Source organism: Enterobacter sp. PTB (assembly GCF_051130085.1).
Classification (GTDB): Bacteria; Pseudomonadota; Gammaproteobacteria; order Enterobacterales; family Enterobacteriaceae; genus Enterobacter; species Enterobacter ludwigii.
This window is the reverse complement of sequence record NZ_JBDKEE010000008.1, coordinates 155,966-177,908: the sequence shown is the minus strand read 5'-3', so window position 1 is coordinate 177,908 and position 21,943 is coordinate 155,966. Positions and strand designations below refer to the sequence as shown.

The 21,943-nt window shown below is 54.5% G+C and carries 16 protein-coding genes; 7 read left to right on the top strand and 9 right to left on the bottom strand.

Features of this window, described 5'->3' with window-relative positions; all coding sequences use genetic code 11:
* Nucleotides 1-29 precede the first annotated feature (29 nt).
* Nucleotides 30-800, bottom strand: coding sequence for an ABC transporter permease (locus AAIR21_RS12565; protein WP_014168669.1), 771 nt, complete (start codon nucleotides 798-800; stop codon nucleotides 30-32).
* Entirely contained in the window at nucleotides 797-1,723 is a 927-nt protein-coding gene (locus AAIR21_RS12560) for an ABC transporter ATP-binding protein (protein WP_014168668.1), read from the bottom strand. Before AAIR21_RS12560 ends, AAIR21_RS12565 begins: the two co-directional genes overlap by 4 nt.
* Before the next feature lie 107 nt (nucleotides 1,724-1,830).
* On the opposite strand from AAIR21_RS12560, the gene can reads away from it, so the two are divergent.
* Nucleotides 1,831-2,493: a carbonate dehydratase gene (gene can / locus AAIR21_RS12555; protein ID WP_020882596.1), complete on the top strand. Its 663-nt coding sequence runs from the start codon at nucleotides 1,831-1,833 to the stop codon at nucleotides 2,491-2,493.
* 101 nt (nucleotides 2,494-2,594) lie between these two features.
* Here can and hpt read toward each other — a convergent pair whose 3' ends face one another.
* Complete coding sequence (gene hpt, locus AAIR21_RS12550; protein ID WP_025205381.1) at nucleotides 2,595-3,131, bottom strand: hypoxanthine phosphoribosyltransferase; 537 nt, start codon at nucleotides 3,129-3,131, stop codon at nucleotides 2,595-2,597.
* 207 nt (nucleotides 3,132-3,338) lie between these two features.
* Between hpt and AAIR21_RS12545 the strand changes: the two genes are divergently transcribed.
* Nucleotides 3,339-5,729 carry a glucose/quinate/shikimate family membrane-bound PQQ-dependent dehydrogenase gene (locus tag AAIR21_RS12545; protein WP_020882595.1) on the top strand — a complete coding sequence of 797 codons (2,391 nt, stop codon included), beginning with the start codon at nucleotides 3,339-3,341 and terminating at the stop codon, nucleotides 5,727-5,729.
* 96 nt (nucleotides 5,730-5,825) lie between these two features.
* Here the strand turns inward: AAIR21_RS12545 and cueO are convergent, their stop codons facing one another.
* Nucleotides 5,826-7,385, bottom strand: coding sequence for a multicopper oxidase CueO (gene cueO / locus AAIR21_RS12540; RefSeq protein ID WP_183516760.1), 1,560 nt, complete (start codon nucleotides 7,383-7,385; stop codon nucleotides 5,826-5,828).
* A gap of 145 nt (nucleotides 7,386-7,530) precedes the next feature.
* Here cueO and AAIR21_RS12535 point away from each other — a divergent pair, with 145 nt between their 5' ends.
* The 3 genes from AAIR21_RS12535 (at nucleotide 7,531) to speD (ending at nucleotide 9,659) form a co-directional block, all read left to right on the top strand.
* A complete protein-coding gene (locus AAIR21_RS12535) occupies nucleotides 7,531-7,878 on the top strand; it encodes a YacC family pilotin-like protein (protein ID WP_014882582.1) in 348 nt (115 codons plus the stop codon).
* Between the two features lie 116 nt (nucleotides 7,879-7,994).
* A complete protein-coding gene (speE, locus tag AAIR21_RS12530) occupies nucleotides 7,995-8,864 on the top strand; it encodes a polyamine aminopropyltransferase (protein WP_014168661.1) in 870 nt (289 codons plus the stop codon).
* Nucleotides 8,865-9,659, top strand: a complete 795-nt coding sequence (gene speD / locus AAIR21_RS12525) for an adenosylmethionine decarboxylase (protein ID WP_014168660.1) — start codon at nucleotides 8,865-8,867, stop codon at nucleotides 9,657-9,659.
* Nucleotides 9,660-9,690: 31 nt separating this feature from the next.
* Here the strand turns inward: speD and yacL are convergent, their stop codons facing one another.
* Both yacL and acnB read right to left on the bottom strand, forming a co-directional pair.
* Complete coding sequence (yacL, locus tag AAIR21_RS12520; RefSeq protein WP_014168659.1) at nucleotides 9,691-10,053, bottom strand: protein YacL; 363 nt, start codon at nucleotides 10,051-10,053, stop codon at nucleotides 9,691-9,693.
* A gap of 188 nt (nucleotides 10,054-10,241) precedes the next feature.
* Entirely contained in the window at nucleotides 10,242-12,839 is a 2,598-nt protein-coding gene (acnB, locus tag AAIR21_RS12515; protein ID WP_020882592.1) for a bifunctional aconitate hydratase 2/2-methylisocitrate dehydratase, read from the bottom strand.
* Nucleotides 12,840-13,251: 412 nt separating this feature from the next.
* Here acnB and AAIR21_RS12510 point away from each other — a divergent pair, with 412 nt between their 5' ends.
* Together AAIR21_RS12510 and AAIR21_RS12505 are read left to right on the top strand one after the other, a co-directional pair.
* Nucleotides 13,252-14,790: a DUF3300 domain-containing protein gene (locus AAIR21_RS12510; RefSeq protein ID WP_183516761.1), complete on the top strand. Its 1,539-nt coding sequence runs from the start codon at nucleotides 13,252-13,254 to the stop codon at nucleotides 14,788-14,790.
* A 10-nt stretch (nucleotides 14,791-14,800) separates the two neighbouring features.
* Nucleotides 14,801-15,592, top strand: coding sequence for a DUF2950 family protein (locus AAIR21_RS12505; RefSeq protein ID WP_044858481.1), 792 nt, complete (start codon nucleotides 14,801-14,803; stop codon nucleotides 15,590-15,592).
* Nucleotides 15,593-15,645: 53 nt separating this feature from the next.
* On the opposite strand, the gene lpdA is transcribed toward AAIR21_RS12505, so the two are convergent.
* From lpdA to aceE, 3 genes are all read right to left on the bottom strand, one after another.
* Nucleotides 15,646-17,070, bottom strand: a complete 1,425-nt coding sequence (gene lpdA, locus AAIR21_RS12500) for a dihydrolipoyl dehydrogenase (protein WP_020882589.1) — start codon at nucleotides 17,068-17,070, stop codon at nucleotides 15,646-15,648.
* Nucleotides 17,071-17,268: 198 nt separating this feature from the next.
* Nucleotides 17,269-19,167, bottom strand: a complete 1,899-nt coding sequence (gene aceF, locus AAIR21_RS12495) for a pyruvate dehydrogenase complex dihydrolipoyllysine-residue acetyltransferase (RefSeq protein WP_434681144.1) — start codon at nucleotides 19,165-19,167, stop codon at nucleotides 17,269-17,271.
* 14 nt (nucleotides 19,168-19,181) lie between these two features.
* Nucleotides 19,182-21,845 (bottom strand): pyruvate dehydrogenase (acetyl-transferring), homodimeric type, encoded by a 2,664-nt coding sequence (aceE, locus tag AAIR21_RS12490; RefSeq protein WP_014168653.1) that lies wholly within the window; start codon nucleotides 21,843-21,845, stop codon nucleotides 19,182-19,184.
* Nucleotides 21,846-21,943 lie beyond the last annotated feature (98 nt).

The window sequence follows — 21,943 nt, the reverse complement described above, 5'->3', positions numbered from 1 at the left end:
CGGCAAACAGAATGTCGCCGGGCGGAAGATTAGCTGCGCAGACCGCGTCCACGCTGAATCAGAGACCAGCACAGCAGGTAGAAGGCGATAATAAACACCACCAGCACCGCAACCGTGGTAATCAGTGGCACATCCGTAATGCCGAGGAAACCAAAGCGGAAGCCGCTGATCATATAAACAATCGGGTTCAGGTGTGACAGCGCCTGCCAGAACGGCGGCAACAGCGTCAGGGAGTAGAACACCCCGCCAAGATAGGTCAGTGGCGTCAGCACAAAGGTCGGGATCAGGCTGATATCATCGAACGTTTTAGCAAACACCGCGTTCAGCAGACCGGCCAGCGAGAACAAGATGGCCGTCAACAGTAACGTGAGCGCCACGAACAGCCATGAATGCACCTGGAACGGCACAAAGAACAGGGAGATTGCAGTCACCAGAATCCCCACGCAGAGACCGCGCGCCACGCCGCCGCCCACATAACCCGCAATGATCACATGCGTTGGTACCGGCGCGACCAGCAGCTCTTCAATGTTACGCTGGAACTTGGCGCTAAAGAATGATGATGCCACGTTAGCATAGGCGTTGGTGATCACCGCCATCATGATCAGGCCCGGCACAATAAACTGCATATAGGTAAAGCCGTGCATTTCACCAATGCGGGAACCGATGAGGTTACCGAAGATGATGAAGTAGAGCGTCATGGTGATCACCGGCGGTACCAGGGTTTGCACCCAGATACGCATAAAGCGGTTAATCTCTTTCGCCCAGATGCTTTTCAGCGCGACCCAGTAAAGATGCGTCATGCCTTGTCTCCTTGTTTATCCTGCACCAGAGAGACAAACAGCTCTTCCAGTCGGTTCGCTTTGTTACGCATACTTAATACCTGAACACCCTGCGCGCTCAGCTGTGAGAACACGCTGTTAATGCCCTGCTCGCGCAGCACTTCCACTTCCAGCGTTGAGGTATCCACCAGACGATAGTTATAGCCTTCCAGCGTCGGCAACGGGCTTTTCGCCGCCAGGTCGAGAATGAAGGTTTCGGATTTTAGCTTGGCGAGCAGGCTCTTCATCGAGGTGTTTTCCACCAGCTCACCGTTCTGAATGATGCCGATATTGCGACACAGCATCTCCGCCTCTTCGAGGTAGTGCGTGGTCAAAATAATGGTCGTGCCTTTGTCGTTGAGGTCCTTCAGGAAGCCCCACATTGAACGACGCAGTTCGATATCCACGCCCGCGGTGGGCTCATCAAGGATCAGCAGCTTTGGCTCATGCATCAGCGCACGGGCAATCATCAGACGGCGCTTCATCCCGCCAGACAACATGCGCGCACGTTCATTGCGTTTTTCCCACAGATCGAGCTGTTTGAGGTACTTTTCGCTGCGCTCCACCGCTTCTTTGCGCTCAACACCGTAGTAACCCGCCTGATTAACCACGATTTGCTGCACTGTCTCGAACGGGTTGAAGTTGAACTCCTGCGGTACCAGTCCGAGCTGGCGCTTGGCATTCACCACATCTTTTTGTAGGTCGTAACCAAACACGCTCACCCGGCCGGACGTTTTGTTGACCAGCGAACTGATAATGCCAATGGTGGTGGATTTCCCCGCCCCATTCGGCCCCAGAAGCGCGTAGAAATCCCCCGCTTCCACTTTGAGATCTATCCCACGCAGCGCCTGAACGCCGCCTGGATAGGTTTTTTTGAGCTGCTCAAGCTCCAGTGCAATCGCCATGAATTAAACTTACCTTAGGTTCTGACACACGTTGTGTGGTTTCATTAAAAGTCGAGTTACCCTATATTAGCGCAACGCAATCACTCGGTTACAGGTCGCTAACCTCCATGAACGACATAGATACACTCATCAGCAACAATGCACTATGGTCAAAAATGCTGGTGGAGGAAGACCCCGGATTTTTTGGAAAGCTCGCGCAGGCGCAAAACCCACGCTTTCTCTGGATTGGATGTTCCGACAGCCGCGTTCCGGCAGAGCGCCTGACAGGTCTCGAGCCTGGCGAACTGTTTGTGCACCGTAATGTTGCCAACCTGGTGATCCATACCGACCTCAACTGCCTTTCGGTTGTTCAGTACGCCGTTGACGTTCTGGAGGTCGAGCACATCATTATTTGTGGCCACTATGGCTGCGGCGGTGTGCAGGCCGCGATTGAAAATACCGAACTCGGGTTAATCGATAACTGGCTGCTGCATATCCGCGATATCTGGTTCAAACATAGCTCACTGTTGGGTGAAATGCCGCAGGAGCGTCGTCTCGATACCCTTTGCGAGCTGAACGTGATGGAGCAGGTTTATAACCTTGGCCATTCCACTATCATGCAATCGGCGTGGAAACGCGGGCAAAAAGTCTCGATCCACGGCTGGGCGTACGGTATTCACGATGGTCTGCTTCGTAACCTGGAAGTGACCGCCACCAACCGTGAAACGCTGGAGCAGCGCTATCGTTCCGGGATCGCCAACCTGAAGCTCAAGCACGTCAACCATAAATAGCTGCCTGTAAGCGGTTCAGATAAAAACAAAACGGCAACCCGGGTTGCCGTTTTTACTGTGTGTCCCCTCGTCAGAGGGCAACAGGCCGCACGTCACAAACCTTACTCGTCGAGCAGGATCACTTTACCCACATACGGCAGATGACGGTAACGCTGCGCGTAGTCAATGCCATAGCCCACGACGAACTCGTCAGGGATAGAGAAGCCGACAAACTCTACCGGCACCTGCACTTCACGGCGGCTGGGTTTATCCAGCAGGGTGCAGATCGCCAGGGATTTTGGCTCACGCAGGCTCAGGATCTCGCGCACTTTAGAGAGCGTGTTGCCGGAGTCGATGATGTCCTCAACGATCAACACATCTTTGCCACGAATATCTTCATCCAGATCTTTCAGGATTTTCACATCACGGGTTGTGGACATGCCGCTGCCGTAGCTGGAGGCGGTCATAAAATCGACCTCATGGGACACCTGCACTTCACGGCACAGGTCTGCCATGAACATGAAAGAGCCACGTAAAAGACCGACCAGCACCATTTCGCTGCCGCTGTCCTTGTAATGTTCGGTGATTTGACGACCCAGTTCGGCGATACGCGCTTTGATCTCGGCTTCCGGGATCATCACTTCAACAGTATGTTTCATATTACTAACCATATGATTTTAATGAAAATCTCTCAATGCGGATGAATGTTACTCCGGCATCGATACGCAAGCCAGCCATTATATCAGTAAATGGATACACCTGGCGCATGAGTTATAAAAAGCAAATATTGTGATTCCGATCACACTTGTTAATACCTATAATTAGTTGCTAGCAAATAATTAACAAAACTGACGAGTACACTTTCTATGGCTGAAATAAAAACTCAACAGCCACGTCTACTGGTGACATTAACAGCGCTATTCGCCGCCTTCTGCGGCCTGTATCTGTTAATCGGTGGCGTCTGGCTGGCCGCAATTGGCGGCTCCTGGTACTACCCTATTGCGGGTCTGGTTATGCTTGGCGTAACCGTCCTGTTGTGGCGTAGAAAACAATCCGCGCTATGGCTTTATGCTGCTTTACTCCTCGCAACCATGATCTGGGGCGTCTGGGAAGTCGGTTTCGACTTCTGGGCACTGACGCCGCGCAGTGACATCCTGGTCTTCTTTGGTATCTGGCTGATCCTGCCGTTCGTGTGGCGTCGCCTGATTGTTCCTTCAAGCGGTGCCGTTGCGGCGCTGGTGGTTGCCCTGCTGATCAGCGGCGGCATTCTCACCTGGGCCGGTTTTAACGATCCGCAGGAGATTAACGGTACGCTGAATGCCGAATCCACCCCAGCTGCGGCTATCTCGCAGGTCGCGGATGGCGACTGGCCAGCTTATGGCCGTAATCAGGAAGGTCAGCGCTACTCCCCGCTCAAGCAGATCAACGCGGACAACGTTAAGAACCTGAAGGAAGCCTGGGTATTCCGTACCGGCGACCTGAAGATGCCAAACGATCCGGGTGAACTGACCAACGAAGTGACGCCGATTAAAGTCGGTAACATGCTTTATCTGTGCACCGCGCACCAGCGTCTGTTCGCGCTTGATGCGGCCACCGGTAAAGAGAAATGGCACTTCGATCCACAGCTGAACTCCAACCCGTCGTTCCAGCACATCACCTGCCGCGGCGTCTCTTACCACGAAGCGCGTGCTGATAATGCGAGCCCTGAAGTCATTGCCGACTGTCCTCGCCGCATCATGCTGCCGGTAAACGATGGCCGCCTGTTCGCGATCAATGCCGAAACCGGTAAGCTGTGTGAGACCTTTGCCAACAAAGGTATCCTGAATCTGCAGACCAACATGCCGGACACCACGCCGGGTCTGTATGAGCCAACCTCACCGCCGATCATCACCGATAAAACTATCGTGATTGCCGGCTCGGTAACCGATAACTTCTCCACCCGCGAAACCTCTGGCGTTATCCGTGGTTTTGACGTGAACACCGGTAAACTGCTGTGGGCCTTCGACCCGGGCGCGAAAGATCCAAACGCGATCCCATCGGACGAACACACCTTTACCTTTAACTCACCTAACTCCTGGGCACCGGCGGCGTATGACGCGAAGCTGGACTTGGTCTACCTGCCGATGGGCGTCACCACGCCAGATATCTGGGGGGGTAACCGTACACCTGAGCAAGAGCGTTATGCCAGCTCTATCGTGGCGCTGAACGCGACCACCGGTAAACTGGCCTGGAGCTACCAGACTGTTCACCACGACCTGTGGGATATGGACATGCCGTCCCAGCCGACGCTGGCTGACATTACCGTTAACGGCAAAACCGTTCCGGTGATTTATGCACCCGCGAAAACGGGCAACATCTTTGTGCTGGATCGCAGCAACGGTAAGCTGGTTGTCCCGGCACCCGAAAAACCCGTTCCGCAGGGCGCTGCCAAAGGCGACTATGTCACCAAAACACAGCCGTTCTCTGACCTGAGCTTCCGTCCGAAGAAAGATCTCAGCGGTGCAGACATGTGGGGTGCCACAATGTTTGACCAGCTGGTGTGCCGCGTGATGTTCCATCAGCTGCGCTATGAAGGTATCTTCACGCCACCTTCTGAGCAGGGCACGCTGGTCTTCCCGGGTAACCTGGGCATGTTCGAATGGGGTGGGATCTCCGTTGACCCTAACCGTCAGGTGGCGATTGCCAACCCGATGGCTCTGCCGTTTGTCTCTAAGCTTATTCCACGCGGTCCAGGCAACCCAATGGAGCAGCCTAAAGATGCTAAAGGCAGCGGTACTGAAGCGGGTATTCAGCCACAGTATGGCGTGCCATACGGTGTCACGCTGAACCCGTTCCTGTCGCCGTTTGGTCTGCCGTGTAAACAGCCTGCCTGGGGTTATATCTCCGGCCTGGATCTGAAAACTAACCAGATCGTCTGGAAAAAACGTATTGGTACGCCTCAGGACAGCATGCCGTTCCCGATGCCGGTTCCTGTCCCGTTCAATATGGGTATGCCAATGCTGGGTGGTCCAATTTCTACCGCCGGTAACGTGCTGTTCATCGCGGCAACCGCCGATAACTACCTGCGCGCGTACAACATGACCAACGGTGAAAAACTGTGGCAAGGCCGTCTGCCAGCAGGTGGACAGGCAACGCCGATGACCTATGAAGTGAATGGCAAGCAGTACGTTGTCATCTCTGCGGGTGGTCATGGTTCGTTTGGTACGAAGATGGGCGACTACATTGTGGCTTATGCTTTACCCGACGACGCTAAATAATTAACACCGCCAACGGTAAAAAAAACGGCAACTTCGGTTGCCGTTTTTATTGCTTATCCCCTCTGGACCGGGGTCTGGGCATCAGGCCACACGATATTAAACCGTGAACCCCAGCATCATGCCCGTATCTTCATGCTCCAGCAGATGGCAGTGCGCCATATAGGCAAACGCCTTCGGTGCCTCGTGGTCAAATTTCACCAGCACCTCACTGACGCCACCTTCAACCCTGACGGTGTCTTTCCATCCCGCGCGATGCGCCTGTGGCGCGTTACCGTTTTCAGAAAGGATGCGGAACTGGGTGCCGTGAATATGGAACGGATGCAGCATCATGTCGCCTTCGCCTGAAATCACCCAGCGTTCAAACTGCCCTTTTGTGGCAGCAAACATTGGCGTGTTCATGTCGAACGCTTTGCCATTGATCATGTTGGCATTGTGGAAATCGAAATCATGGCCACCGTGCCCCATGCCGCCCATTTTACCGTGGTCCATATTCATATGGCCCATCATCTCTCCGTGGTGCATACCCGCCATCGCCTGATTGCCATATTTCGCCATCAGTGCCTGCATGCCCATCATATCGAGCATCGGGTTCATGGACAGTTGCAGCTTGCGTTGGGTCAGGCCCTCGAGAGAAGGTAGCGCCGGGAGCGTGGTCAGGGTATCCGGCAGCATGCCCGAGGCCGTGACCTGCAGCGGCTGGATCTGCAGCACCGGGTGCGGCTTATCAAAGGGTGCAACCGCCATTCCCATCTGACTGACCGGTAGCGTGACCAGGTCAAACGGTTTGCCGTCGCTGATATCCACCAGCACCTCAAAACGCTCCCCCATCAGCATCGGTAGCGCATCCACCTTCACCGGTTCAGGCAGTAGCCCCCCGTCGCTTGCGACCACGTACAGAGGGCGTTTATCGCTGGTGGCGAAATTCAGTGAGCGGGCGTTACAGCCGTTGAGCAGGCGTAAGCGCAGCCAGCCTTTCGGTGCCGCATGCTGCGGGTAAATGGCACCGTTGGTCAGCAGGGTGTCGCCAAACCAGCCTACCGCCGCGCTCATGACGTCCAGTTGGTAATCAATTTGCCCGTCAGCGGTGAATTTTTTGTCCTGCACAATGACCGGCACATCGTCGATGCCCCACTGTTTGGGCAGGCGCAGCAAACGGCTTTCGTCATCTTCGATCAGCACCAGCCCCGCCAGCCCCATCGCCACCTGATGGCCCGTTTTGCCATGCTGATGGGGGTGGAACCAGCAGGTCGCGGCGCGCTGGTCCGGGGTAAAGGTCACGCTTCGCTTACCGCCCGGTTTTATGATGCCCTGCGGCCCCCCATCCACCTCGCCCGGCACTTCCAGTCCGTGCCAGTGCAACGTGGTCTCCTCTGCCAGCGTGTTATGGATATCCACCGTCACCGCTTTCCCTTTACGTAACTGAAGTGCCGGGCCGAGAAGATTGCCGTTATAACCCCACGTTGTCGCACTGTGTGCGCCAAAGGTCGTTTTACCGGACTGGACAACAAGCTGGATGCGGCTTCGGGCATCCGCGGTGAGTAAATCAGGGATCGGTAAGGCAGGTCTGTCGGCCGCAAAAGCCGCGCGGCTCCACAGCGGTAAAGCGCTGGCTACGCCAAGCGCAACGGAATATTTTAAAAAATCACGGCGTTGCATGTTCATTTCCTTATTTCCAGCAGGCGATCTTTTGAGCATAAACCCTCCCCTTACCGGAAGGTCAAGTAAAGCGGCAATAATAAAGATCGTCGGCCTGGCATCAAGTATGCTAACGTTAATTTTCCGTGATGCAGTGGTAGAAGCAATGAAGACGTTTTTCAGAACAATTTTGTTCGGTAGCCTGATGGCGATGTGTGCGAACAGTTACGCGCTGAGTGAAAATGAAGCGGAAGATATGGCCGATCTGACGGCAGTTTTTGTCTTTCTGAAAAACGATTGTGGTTACCAGAATTTGCCCAACGGGCAGATTCGTCGCGCACTGGTCTTTTTTGCCCAGCAAAACCAATGGGATCTCAGCAACTACGATAGCTTCGACATGAAGGCGCTCGGCGAAGACAGCTACCGCGATTTAAGCGGTATTGGTATCCCTACCGCCAAAAAATGCAAAGCGCTGGCTCGCGATTCACTCAGCCTGCTCGCCTACGTGAAATAACCTTCCCGACGCCCCCTTGTTGAGCCTATAGCCGTGCAACCACGGTTATAGTTAGCTATCATGTTTCGCTCATTTTTTGTGAGCGTAACGGATGTTAACAAAGGAGGAGTCCGCGTATGGCCGACCACACGTTGTGGCATGAAACACTGCATGACCAGTTTGGTCAGTACTTTGCCGTTGATAACGTGCTCTATCATGAGAAAACCGATCACCAGGATCTGATCATCTTCGAGAATGCCGCCTTTGGCCGCGTGATGGCGCTGGATGGTGTCGTGCAAACGACCGAGCGCGACGAGTTTATCTATCATGAGATGATGACCCACGTTCCGCTGCTGGCACACGGGCATGCGAAGCATGTTCTGATTATCGGTGGTGGTGATGGCGCAATGCTGCGTGAAGTCTCCCGCCATCAATCCATCGAAACCATTACGATGGTGGAAATTGATGCCGGCGTGGTCTCTTTCTGTCGTCAGTACCTGCCGAACCATAACGCCGGTAGCTATGACGATCCGCGCTTCAGTCTGGTCATTGATGATGGGGTTAACTTCGTTAATCAGACGACCCAGACCTTCGACGTTATTATCTCCGACTGTACCGACCCGATCGGTCCCGGCGCGTCGCTGTTTACCTCCGATTTCTACGAAGGCTGCAAGCGCTGCCTGAAGCCGGGCGGGATTTTCGTGGCACAAAACGGCGTCTGCTTCCTGCAGCAGGATGAAGCCCTCGACAGCCATCGCAAGCTGAGCACCTATTTTGGCGATGTCAGCTTCTATCAGGCCGCTATTCCGACGTACTACGGCGGGATCATGACCTTTGCCTGGGCGACAGATAACGACGTACTGCGCCATCTCTCCACCGAAATTATTCAGGCCCGCTTCCACCAGGCCGGTCTTACGTGCCGTTACTACAATCCGGCAGTTCATACCGCAGCGTTTGCCTTACCGCAGTACCTGCAAGACGCATTATCCACTAAGGGGGTGAGCTAATTGAAAAAGCTTAAACTGCATGGCTTTAACAACCTGACCAAAAGCCTGAGTTTTTGTATTTACGATATCTGCTATGCCAAAACAGCGGAAGAACGCGATGGTTACATCGCCTATATCGATGAACTCTACAATGCCAACCGTCTGACCGAGATCCTGTCAGAAACCTGTTCGATTATCGGCGCGAATATCCTGAATATCGCCCGTCAGGATTATGAACCTCAGGGTGCCAGCGTCACGATTCTGGTCAGCGAAGAGCCGGTCGACCCTCAACTTATCGATAAAACAGAACATCCGGGCCCGCTGCCGGAAGTGGTCGTCGCCCATCTCGATAAAAGCCACATCTGCGTGCACACCTACCCGGAAAGCCATCCTGAAGGCGGTCTGTGTACCTTCCGTGCCGATATCGAAGTGTCGACCTGCGGCGTGATCTCCCCGCTGAACGCGCTGAACTATTTAATCCACCAGCTGGAATCCGATATCGTGACGATTGATTATCGCGTGCGAGGCTTTACCCGTGACATTAACGGCATGAAGCACTTTATCGATCACGAGATCAATTCCATTCAGAACTTTATGTCCGACGACATGAAGTCGCTGTATGACATGATGGATGTGAACGTGTATCAGGAAAATATCTTCCATACCAAGATGTTACTTAAGGAGTTCGACCTTAAGCACTACATGTTCCATACCCGACCAGAAGATTTAAGCGAAGAAGAGCGCAAGGCCATTACTGACCTGCTCTGGAAAGAGATGCGCGAAATCTACTACGGCCGCAATATTCCGACCGTGTAAGCCGCGCAGGGAGCAAGGACGCTCCGGTGTGCTATTTCTGTTTCATGAACGCCCGGTACGCCGTCACGACTTGCAAAAAGTCTTCTACGCCGCACAGCGACAGACTCTCTTCATCGTAGTAGCTCATCCCCTCTTCCATCTCATCACCGGAGAATTCAAGCTGGTTGGCACGCACCATCACCTCTTCGCCATCCATCCACAGCGTGTATTCGTGCCCGGCACGTTGCCAGGAGCGTTCACTGCCTTTCACCGTATTTGCCGCCTGTTCAACTTCGTCCAGAAGGGCGAGATTCTCTTTCACCTCTTCGTTGAACCAGTGTCCAACAGCTTCGTGGCCCATCGACATACGCACTTTCACCACTCCGGTGATGTCGCGCAGAAATTCGTAATCCATAGTATTTTCCTCTGCAAAGCCATTACGCTAATTATCGCAGCAGAGAGGAAGAAAAAAAGCGTGGGAGGCAGGAGGAATGAAAATAAAAAGGTGAGAGCAAGACCTTGCGGTCTGATGCCCTCACCCTGTCCCTCTCCACAGGAGAGGGTGCAAACACAAAACCGCCTCCGTGGAGACGGTTTAGCTGTTTATACCGCCGTCTGGAAGATAACCCCGTCAGCCTTCTCGGTGTACTGAGAGAGCTGGTCGAAGTTCAGATAGCGATAGGTATCTACCGCCGTCTTATCCACCTGAGCCACAAAGGTCTGGTACTCTTCCGGCGTTGGCAGTTTACCAATCAGTGCCGCAACCGCCGCCAGCTCCGCAGAGGCCAGGTAGACATTAGCACCGGTACCTAAACGGTTCGGGAAGTTACGGGTAGAGGTGGAAACCACCGTCGCACCGTCAGCCACACGCGCCTGGTTACCCATACACAGGGAACAGCCAGGAATTTCGATACGCGCACCGCTCTTACCGAACACGCTGTAGTAGCCCTCTTCGGTCAGCTGAGCCGCATCCATACGGGTTGGCGGAGCCACCCACAGACGCGTTGGCAGCTGGCCTTTGTGGGTATCCAGCAGCTTACCGGCAGCACGGAAGTGGCCGATGTTGGTCATACAGGATCCAATGAACACTTCGTCGATCTTGTCGCCCTGAACGTCTGAAAGCAGACGCGCATCGTCCGGATCGTTTGGTGCACACAGGATCGGCTCTTTGATATCCGCCAGATCGATGTCGATCACTGCCGCGTATTCTGCGTCAGCATCGGCTTCCAGCAGCTGTGGATCCGCCAGCCATTTTTCCATGCCCTGGATACGGCGCTCCAGCGTACGACGGTCGCCGTAGCCTTCTGCAATCATCCACTTCAGCAGCACGATGTTAGAGGTCAGATACTCAATAATCGGTTCTTTGTTCAGCTTGATGGTACAGCCAGCAGCAGAACGCTCCGCGGACGCATCGGTCAGTTCGAATGCCTGCTCGACTTTCAGATCCGGCAGACCTTCAATTTCCAGAATACGGCCAGAGAAGATGTTTTTCTTCCCTTTCTTCTCAACGGTCAGCAGACCCTGTTTGATGGCATACAGAGGGATAGCATGCACGAGGTCACGCAGGGTGATACCCGGCTGCATTTTGCCCTTGAAGCGCACCAGAACCGATTCTGGCATATCCAGCGGCATCACGCCGGTCGCAGCAGCAAACGCCACCAGCCCCGAGCCCGCCGGGAAGGAGATACCGATTGGGAAACGGGTATGGGAATCACCACCGGTACCGACGGTATCAGGCAGCAGCATACGGTTCAGCCAGGAGTGAATAACACCGTCACCCGGACGCAGCGACACACCGCCACGGTTCATGATGAAGTCAGGCAGCGTGTGGTGCGTGGTCACGTCAACCGGCTTCGGATACGCGGCAGTGTGACAGAAGCTCTGCATCACCAGGTCAGAAGAGAAGCCCAGGCACGCCAGGTCTTTCAGTTCATCACGGGTCATTGGGCCAGTGGTGTCCTGAGACCCCACGGAGGTCATCTTCGGTTCGCAGTACGCGCCAGGACGGACACCGGCGACGCCGCAGGCGCGACCCACCATTTTCTGCGCCAGGGAGTAACCACGATTGCTTTCCGCCACATCCTTCGCATGACGGAACACGTCGCTGTGCGGCAGACCCAGCGCTTCACGCGCTTTGGTCGTCAGGCCACGACCGATAATCAGCGGAATACGGCCACCGGCACGCACTTCGTCAATCAGCACGTCGGTTTTCAGCTCAAAACTCGCCAGCAGTTCGTTGGTTTCGTGGTTGCGCACTTCACCTTTGAACGGGTAAACGTCAATCACGTCGCCCATATTCAGGTTAGAGACATCCACTTCGATCGGCAGTGCGCCCGCATCTTCCATGGTGTTGAAGAAGATTGGCGCAATTTTGCCGCCCAGCACCAGGCCGCCGCCACGTTTGTTAGGCACATGAGGGATGTCATCGCCCATGAACCACAGTACGGAGTTGGTCGCGGACTTACGGGACGAACCGGTACCCACTACGTCACCGACGTATGCCAGCGGGAAACCTTTTTCCTGCAGAGCTTCGATCTGTTTGATCGGGCCAACGCTGCCCGGCTGATCCGGCTCAATACCTTCACGGGCATTTTTCAGCATCGCCAGCGCGTGCAGAGGAATATCAGGACGAGACCACGCATCCGGTGCCGGAGAGAGGTCATCGGTGTTAGTTTCACCGGTCACTTTGAAGACGGTAACGGTGATTTTTTCAGCCAGTGCAGGACGGTTCAGGAACCATTCGGCATCGGCCCAGGATTGCATAACCTGTTTCGCGTAGGCGTTGCCGGCTTTGGCTTTTTCTTCCACATCGTAGAAGTTATCGAACATCAGCAGCGTTGAGGAGAGCGCTTTGGCGGCAATCGGTGCCAGCGTGTCGTTATCCAGTGCGTCAATCAGCGGATGAATGTTGTAGCCACCCTGCATGGTACCGAGCAGTTCAATAGCTTTTTCAGGAGTAACCAGTGGGGAGGTTGCTTCGCCTTTGGCGACGGCGGCAAGGAATCCGGCTTTTACGTAGGCAGCTTCATCTACGCCAGGCGGTACACGGTTGATCAACAGATCTAACAGGAATTCTTCTTCGCCCTTAGGCGGGTTCTTCAGCAGCTCGACGAGCGCGGCCATTTGGGTTGCATCTAAAGGTTTGGGTACAATTCCCTCGGCGGCACGTTCTGCTACGTGCTTACGGTATTCTTCTAGCACGACGGTTCTCCTCGCTCTCATTGTCATATGCGGCGGGCGTTCTCTTCACGCTCCTGTGAGACAGCAGTTTGTAGGGTAAATGCCCGATACCGCGTCGGGCAGCATAGCAGGATTTCTGCACAGTGTTAATCCGTTTACAAAAAAGCAACATTAAAAAATTTGCTGAATCGTTAAGCATGGTGTAGCGGGCAGGTGCAACGAATTCTGACTGCAAAAACCGTGAGTGCGACCTTCTGAATATTCCGGCGGCATTTCAGCCATCCGATATAATCGTGTAATAAATACCCACACTCTTTATCCGGACGTACCGGATGATTCCCCACAAAAGTCAAAACAGTAAAAGACGGGTGATTGATACTCACGCCAACCGTAACGCCTCACGGCACAGCGCTTGTCTCGTTGGAGTCATTTTATGAAGTTGCCCTTTAAGCCACAACTGCTTGTCCTTCTGTGCAGTGTCGGGCTGTTTGCCGCCTCAGGCGTCATGTTCGTTAAAAGCCGCGCAACGGAGCCTGTGGCTCCTGCCCCCGTCGCACAACAACCGGCTGCGCCGCCTGCCGCCCCTGCCGTTCAGCCAGCACCGGTCGCCGCGCCAGCCTACACGGCCGCGCAAATTGATCAGTGGGTCGCCCCCATCGCGCTCTACCCGGATGCCCTGCTATCGCAAATTTTGATGGCTTCGACTTACCCGGCCAACGTCATCCAGGCGGCACAGTGGTCAAAAGACAACCCTAAACTGCAGGGCGATGCCGCCATTCAGGCCGTGGCGAATCAACCCTGGGATCCGAGCGTAAAATCACTGGTGGCGTTTCCTCAGCTGATGTCCCTGATGGGCGAAAATCCACCCTGGGTGCAGAGCCTGGGCGACGCGTTTCTCGCGCAGCCGAAAGATGTGATGGATTCCGTGCAACGTCTGCGTTTGCTGGCGCAGCAAACCGGTGCATTGCAATCAACACCGCAGCAAACGGTCACCACCGAGACAAAACCAGCCCCGGCGAAAACGGCCACCGGCCAGACAACAAGCACCGCCACGACGTCAGCCCCGACGGTCATTAAAATTGAGTCCGCCGACCCGCAGGTGGTTTACGTGCCCACCTACAACCCGAATACCGTGTATGGCACCTGGCCGAACACCGCTTATCCGCCCGTCTATTTACCGCCCTCTCCGGGAGAGCAGTTTACGGACAGCCTGGTCAAAGGCTTAGGGTTCAGCCTGGGTGTGGCGACAACCTACGCTATTTTCAGCAACATCGACTGGGATGATGACGATGACTGGGATCACCACCATGATGACGACTGGGATCACCACGGCGGCTATAACCGCAACGGTGATAACAACATCAATATCAACGTTGAGAACTTTAATAAAATCAGCGGCCAGCGCCTGACGGACGCCAACCGCACCTGGCAGCATAACCCGGCCTATCGTGAAGGAGTGCCCTATCCCACTAACACGCTCAACAATCGCTTCCACTCAACGAACACGGCAACGGGGCTAAGCGCGACGCAGCAAAAACCGGTCAACCGGGACAGCCAACGGCAGGCTGCGCTGAGCCAGATGGAGAAATCAACGGGAAAAACCTTCCCGCAAACCGCGCGTCCGGGCACCAAAGATGCACAGCGCCAGGCGTCAACCGCCCAGCTGAAGCAAATTTCCCAGCGCAACAACTACCGGGGCTACGACACCAAACCGCAAACGGCACAGCGGACAGCCGCTAAGACGCGAGACAGCCGCCCGACCACCACCCAAAGGCAAGAGAAACGGGTTTCGCAGCCTGCGCGGAGTAGCCAGCCGCGCGCCAATGCGCTCAGCGGTAACGACAGTCGTTCCGCCAACTGGCAAGCCCAGCAGCAGCGAGGCGCCCAGAGCCGGCAACAGGCTGCCCGCCATCAGCAACCGCGCCAGACGTCTACCGGGCGTGCTGAACACCGTGAATTCCGTCACCGTTAAGGAAGCCGACATGAAAAGCAAATTACTCAGTGGGATCGCGTTATTCATGCTGTCGGCCGCCGCAATGGCGCAGCAATCTTTCAGCACGCCAGACCAGGCAACCGATGCGCTGGCCAGCGCCATCAGTGAGCAAAATGAAAGCGCGATGAACACCCTGCTCGGTGAGAACTGGCGTGATTTTCTGCCGCCGGAAGGGGTGGATCCTGATGCCGTGGATCGCTTCCTGCGCGACTGGAAAGTTCGGCACAATACGGTCGTTGACGGGGATAAGGCACATCTTGTGGTCGGTGACAGCGACTGGCAGCTACCGATTCCGGTGATCAAAACCGCCTCTGGCTGGCAATTTGATATCAAAGAAGGGGCTGAAGAGATCCTGACCCGCGAGATTGGCCGCAACGAACTCGCCGCCATCGAGGCGCTGCACGCGTATGTGGATGCACAGCAAAGCTATTTTGCGCTGAACCAGAAATATGCACAGAAGATTGTCAGCTCAGCCGGCAAAAAAGACGGCTTATACTGGCCGGCCTCGCCCGGCGAAGCCCCCAGCCCACTCGGTCCGGCCTTCAGCCCGAAAGAACCCGGCACTGGCTATCACGGCTACCGTTTTCGCATCCTGCCGGATAAAAATGGTTTTGCCATGGTGGCATGGCCAGTCAGCTACGGTCAGACGGGCGTGATGAGCTTTGTAATAAACCAGACCGACAAAGTGTATCAGTCGGACCTCGGCAGCGAGTCAGAGAAGAAAGCGCAGGCGTTACCTGCTTATCACCTGGACCACACCTGGCAACCGGTCGCCCCATAACGCAGGCAAAAAAAAACGCCTCCGGAGGAGGCGTTTCGCAATCATGAAGAAACTTATTTCTTCTTCGCTTTCGCGTTAGGCAGGTCGGTGATGCTACCTTCGAACACTTCTGCCGCCAGGCCAACAGACTCGTGCAGAGTCGGGTGAGCGTGGATAGTCAGCGCGATGTCTTCAGCGTCACAACCCATTTCGATAGCCAGACCGATTTCACCCAGCAGCTCGCCGCCGTTGGTACCGACAATCGCACCACCGATCACACGGTGAGTCTCTTTGTCGAAGATCAGTTTGGTCATACCGTCTGCGCAGTCGGAAGCGATAGCACGGCCAGAAGCAGCCCACGGGAAGGTGGCGGTTTCGTAGCTGATGCCTTTCTCTTTCGCTTCTTTCTCAGTCAGACCCACCCATGCCACTTCTGGCTCGGTGTAAGCGATAGATGGGATCACTTTCGGATCGAAGTAGTGTTTCATGCCGGCGATAACTTCAGCGGCAACGTGACCTTCGTGAACACCTTTGTGCGCCAGCATTGGCTGACCGACGATATCGCCGATAGCAAAGATGTGCGGCACGTTGGTGCGCAGCTGTTTGTCAACGCGGATGAAGCCACGGTCGTCTACTTCCACGCCTGCTTTGCCCGCGTCGAGGTTTTTACCGTTCGGCACACGGCCGATAGCCACCAGCACTGCGTCGTAACGCTGTGGTTCGGCAGGGGCTTTTTTGCCTTCCATGGAAACGTAAATACCGTCTTCTTTTGCTTCAACGGCAGTCACTTTGGTTTCCAGCATCAGGTTGAATTTCTTGCTGATACGTTTGGTGAAGACTTTAACGATGTCTTTATCGGCAGCCGGGATAACCTGGTCGAACATTTCAACCACGTCGATCTCTGAACCCAGCGCATGGTACACGGTACCCATTTCCAGACCGATGATACCGCCACCCATAACCAGCATACGCTTAGGCACGGATTTCAGCTCCAGCGCATCGGTGGAATCCCACACGCGTGGATCTTCATGTGGAATGAATGGCAGCTGAATTGGACGGGAACCCGCAGCGATGATCGCGTTGTCGAAGTTGATAACGGTTTTGCCGTTTTCGCCTTCCACTTCCAGGGTGTTCGCGCCGGTGAATTTACCCAGACCGTTTACCACTTTCACTTTACGGCCTTTGGCCATACCTGCCAGACCACCGGTCAGCTGAGTGATAACTTTCTCTTTCCAGGTACGAATCTTGTCGATATCGGTTTTCGGCTCGCCGAAGACGATACCGTGTTCAGCCAGTGCTTTGGCTTCTTCGATAACTTTCGCAACGTGCAGCAGAGCTTTAGAAGGGATACAGCCTACGTTCAGGCAAACACCACCGAGGGTGTTGTAGCGTTCTACGATTACGGTTTCCAGACCTAAATCAGCGCAACGGAAGGCAGCAGAGTAACCCGCCGGGCCTGCCCCAAGTACCACGACCTGAGTTTTGATTTCAGTACTCATCATGACCTCTTATTGATTTCCGGCGGTCCAGGTACTTGTCGCCCTTCATCCACCGGGACGTTCTATCCGCCCGCAGTTTACAAAATTGTTAACAATTTTGAAACAACAAACGGCTCACGAATTGTCGCTTTTCGCCAATAACCTCACAGACCACATGAGATTAACAGAAAAAAGCCGGCCGACTGGCCGGCTTTTCGATTACATCACCAGGCGGCGAATGTCGCTCAGGGTGTTGTTGATGATGGTGATGAAACGCGCACCATCAGCACCGTCGATCACGCGGTGGTCGAAGGACAGAGAGATTGGCATCATCAGACGCGGCACGAACTCTTTGCCATTCCATACCGGTTCCATCGCGGACTTGGACACACCGAGGATAGCCACTTCCGGCGCGTTAACAATCGGTGCGAAGTGGGTAGTTCCCAGGCCGCCGATGCTGGAGATAGTGAAGCAGCCGCCCTGCATTTCGCCGGCAGTCAGCTTACCATCACGCGCTTTTTTGGAGATGGTGGTCAGTTCACGGGACAGCTCAGTGATGCTCTTCTTGTTCACGTCTTTAAAGACCGGAACAACCAGACCATTTGGCGTATCAACCGCAACACCGATGTTGATGTATTTCTTCAGCGTCAGCTTCTGCCCATCTTCGGACAGGGAGCTGTTGAAGCGTGGCATCTGCTCAAGCGCCGCAGCAACGGCTTTCATGATGAAGACGACTGGGGTGAATTTCACGTCCAGTTTACGCTTCTCAGCTTCGGCATTCTGCTGTTTACGGAACGCTTCCAGATCGGTGATATCCGTTTTGTCGAAGTGCGTAACGTGCGGGATCATCACCCAGTTACGGCTCAGGTTGGCACCAGAGATTTTCTGGATACGACCCAGTTCCACTTCTTCGATTTCACCGAACTTGCTGAAGTCCACTTTCGGCCATGGCAGCATGCCCGGGATACCGCCGCCAGCGGCAGCAGCAGGGGCAGCTTCAGCGCGTTTCACCGCGTCTTTCACATAGGCCTGAACGTCTTCGCGGAGGATACGACCTTTACGGCCAGTCCCTTTCACTTTCGCCAGGTTTACACCGAATTCGCGCGCCAGGCGACGAATCAGTGGCGTAGCGTGAACGTAAGCGTCGTTCTCAGCGAACTCAGATTTACCTTCTGCTTTTGCAGCAGGGGCAGCAGCAGGTTTAGCCGCCTGAGCCGGTGCAGCGGCAGGTGCTGGTGCAGCAGCGGCAGCCGGAGCAGCAGCTGGCGCAGCGCCTTCCACTTCGAAGACCATGATCAGAGAGCCCGTAGACACTTTGTCGCCGGTGCTGATTTTGATCTCTTTAACGGTACCCGCGAATGGCGCGGGTACTTCCATAGATGCTTTGTCGCCTTCAACGGTGATCAGTGACTGTTCAGCAGCAACTTTGTCGCCCACTTTTACCATCACTTCGGTGACTTCAACTTCGTCACCACCGATGTCAGGTACGTTGACATCTTTCGCACCGCCAGCAGCAGGTGCAGCGGCCGGCGCTGGCGCAGCAGCCTGAGCAGGCGCGGCAGCAGGTGCAGCACCTGCCACTTCGAAGATCATGATCAGAGAGCCGGTAGAAACTTTGTCGCCGGTGTTGATCTTGATCTCTTTAACCGTACCCGCGAATGGCGCCGGCACTTCCATAGAGGCTTTGTCGCCTTCTACGGTGATCAGGGACTGCTCAGCCGTAACGCTATCGCCCACTTTCACCAGGATTTCAGTGACTTCAACTTCGTCACCGCCGATGTCAGGCACGTTGACTTCTTTTGCCGCAGCAGCTGCTGGTGCAGCAGCCGCAGGAGCAGCTTCTTTCTTCTCTTCCTGCGCAGGTGCAGCAGCAGCTGCTGCACCGTCGGCGGAATCGAAAATCATGATCAGTTTGCCAGTCTCGGTTTTATCGCCAACAGAGACTTTGATCTCTTTAACGATGCCAGCCTGAGGAGACGGAACTTCCATAGAGGCTTTATCGCCTTCTACAGTGATCAGCGACTGTTCAGCTTCAACTTTGTCGCCCACTTTGACCAGGATCTCGGTGATTTCAACTTCATCAGCCCCGATGTCCGGTACTTTGATTTCGATAGCCATTCTTCTTTTACCTCTTACGCCAGACGCGGGTTAACTTTATCTGCATCGATGTTGAATTTGGTGATTGCGTCCGCAACCACTTTCTTATCGATTTCGCCACGTTTAGCCAGTTCGCCCAGTGCTGCTACAACCACGTAAGATGCATCCACTTCGAAGTGGTGACGCAGGTTTTCGCGGCTGTCAGAACGACCGAAGCCGTCAGTACCCAGTACGCGGTAATCATCAGCCGGTACGTAAGTACGAACCTGCTCAGCGAACAGTTTCATATAGTCAGTAGACGCAACCGCAGGCGCGTCGTTCATCACCTGAGCGATGTATGGAACGCGTGGCGTTTCCATTGGGTGCAGCATGTTCCAGCGCTCACAATCCTGGCCATCACGCGCCAGTTCAGTGAAGGACGTTACGCTGTACACGTCAGAGCCAACGCCGTAGTCGTTCGCCAGGATCTGTGCCGCTTCACGTACGTGACGCAGGATAGAACCGGAGCCCAGCAGCTGAACTTTACCTTTGCTACCTGCAACGGTTTCGAGTTTGTAGATACCTTTACGGATACCTTCCTCGGCACCTGCTGGCATGGCCGGCATGTGGTAGTTTTCGTTCAGCGTGGTGATGTAGTAGTAAATGTTCTCTTGCGCTTCACCGTACATGCGCTGCAGACCGTCATGCATGATGACTGCCACTTCGTACGCGTAAGACGGGTCGTAAGAGATACAGTTAGGGATAGTCAGAGACTGAATATGGCTGTGACCATCTTCGTGCTGCAGACCTTCACCGTTCAGGGTCGTACGACCAGAAGTACCACCGATCAGGAAGCCGCGAGCCTGCTGGTCGCCTGCCTGCCAGCACAGGTCACCGATACGCTGGAACCCGAACATGGAGTAGTAAATGTAGAACGGGATCATCGGCAGGTTGTTGGTGCTGTAAGAGGTCGCAGCAGCCAGCCAGGATGCGCCTGCGCCCAGCTCGTTGATACCTTCCTGCAGGATCTGACCTTTCTCGTCTTCTTTGTAGTAAGCAACCTGCTCACGGTCCTGCGGGGTGTACTGCTGGCCGTTCGGGCTGTAAATACCGATCTGACGGAACAGACCTTCCATACCGAAAGTACGCGCTTCGTCGGCAATGATTGGAACCAGACGATCTTTGATCGACTTGTTCTTCAGCATCACGTTCAGGGCACGAACGAAAGCGATAGTGGTAGAGATCTCTTTGTTCTGCTCTTCCAGCAGCTGAGAGAAATCTTCCAGCGCTGGCAGTTCTAGCTTCTCGGTGAAGTTAGGCTGACGAGCTGGCAGGTAGCCTTTCAGCGCCTGACGACGTTCGTGCAGGTACTTATGCTCTTCAGAACCTTCAGGGAAGGTGATATAAGACAGGTTTTCTACCTGCTCATCGGTCACTGGAACGTTGAAACGGTCGCGGATATAACGCACGCCGTCCATGTTCATTTTCTTAACCTGGTGAGCGATGTTTTTACCTTCTGCGGTATCACCCATGCCGTAACCTTTGATGGTATGGGCCAGGATTACAGTCGCTTTACCTTTGGTTTCACGCGCTTTTTTCAGTGCAGCGTAAATTTTCTTCGGATCGTGGCCGCCACGGTTCAGAGCCCAGATCTGTTCGTCAGTCCAGTCTGCAACCAGTGCTGCGGTTTCAGGATATTTACCGAAGAAGTGCTCACGAACGTAGGCACCGTCTTTGGATTTGAAGGTCTGGTAGTCACCGTCAACGGTTTCGTTCATCAGCTGGATCAGTTTACCGCTGGTGTCTTTACGCAGCAGTTCGTCCCAACGGGAACCCCACATCACTTTGATCACGTTCCAGCCAGCACCTGCGAAGATGCCTTCCAGTTCGTTGATGATCTTGCCGTTACCGGTTACCGGACCATCCAGACGCTGCAGGTTACAGTTGATGATGAAGCACAGGTTGTCCAGTTTCTCACGGGTCGCAATGGTGATTGCGCCTTTCGATTCTGGCTCATCCATCTCGCCATCGCCCAGGAAGGCGTAGACGGTCTGTTCAGAAGTGTCTTTCAGACCACGGTGTTCCAGATATTTCAGGAATTTAGCCTGATAGATAGCACCGATTGGGCCCAGACCCATGGATACTGTCGGGAACTGCCAGAATTCTGGCATCAGTTTAGGGTGTGGGTAAGAAGACAGACCTTTACCGTGAACTTCCTGACGGAAGTTGTTCATCTGCTCTTCAGTCAGACGACCTTCCAGGAATGCACGTGCATAGATGCCCGGAGAGATGTGGCCCTGGAAGTACACCAGATCGCCGCCGTCTTTCTCGTTAGCTGCACGGAAGAAGTGGTTGAAACACACTTCGTAAACGGTCGCAGAAGACTGGAAGGACGCCATGTGGCCACCCAGCTCCAGGTCTTTCTTGGACGCGCGCAGAACGGTCATGATGGCGTTCCAGCGGATTGCAGAACGGATACGGCGTTCCAGATCCAGATTGCCCGGGTATTCCGGTTCGTCTTCAACGGCAATCGTGTTTACGTAGTTGCTAGCCCCTGCACCTGAAGCAACCTTCACACCGCCTTTGCGGGCTTCAGAAAGCAGCTGATCAATCAGATACTGAGCACGCTCAACACCTTCTTCACGGATGACCGATTCGATCGCCTGTAGCCAGTCGCGAGTTTCGATCGGATCCACGTCATTTTGGAGACGTTCTGACATGGGGGTATTCCTTATCTATCTAATACGTTGATTTGTCTGGAACCTGTCCCATTGTGCTCTTGGGCAAGAACACAATAAGACAGGTTCTGCGTTTAGTT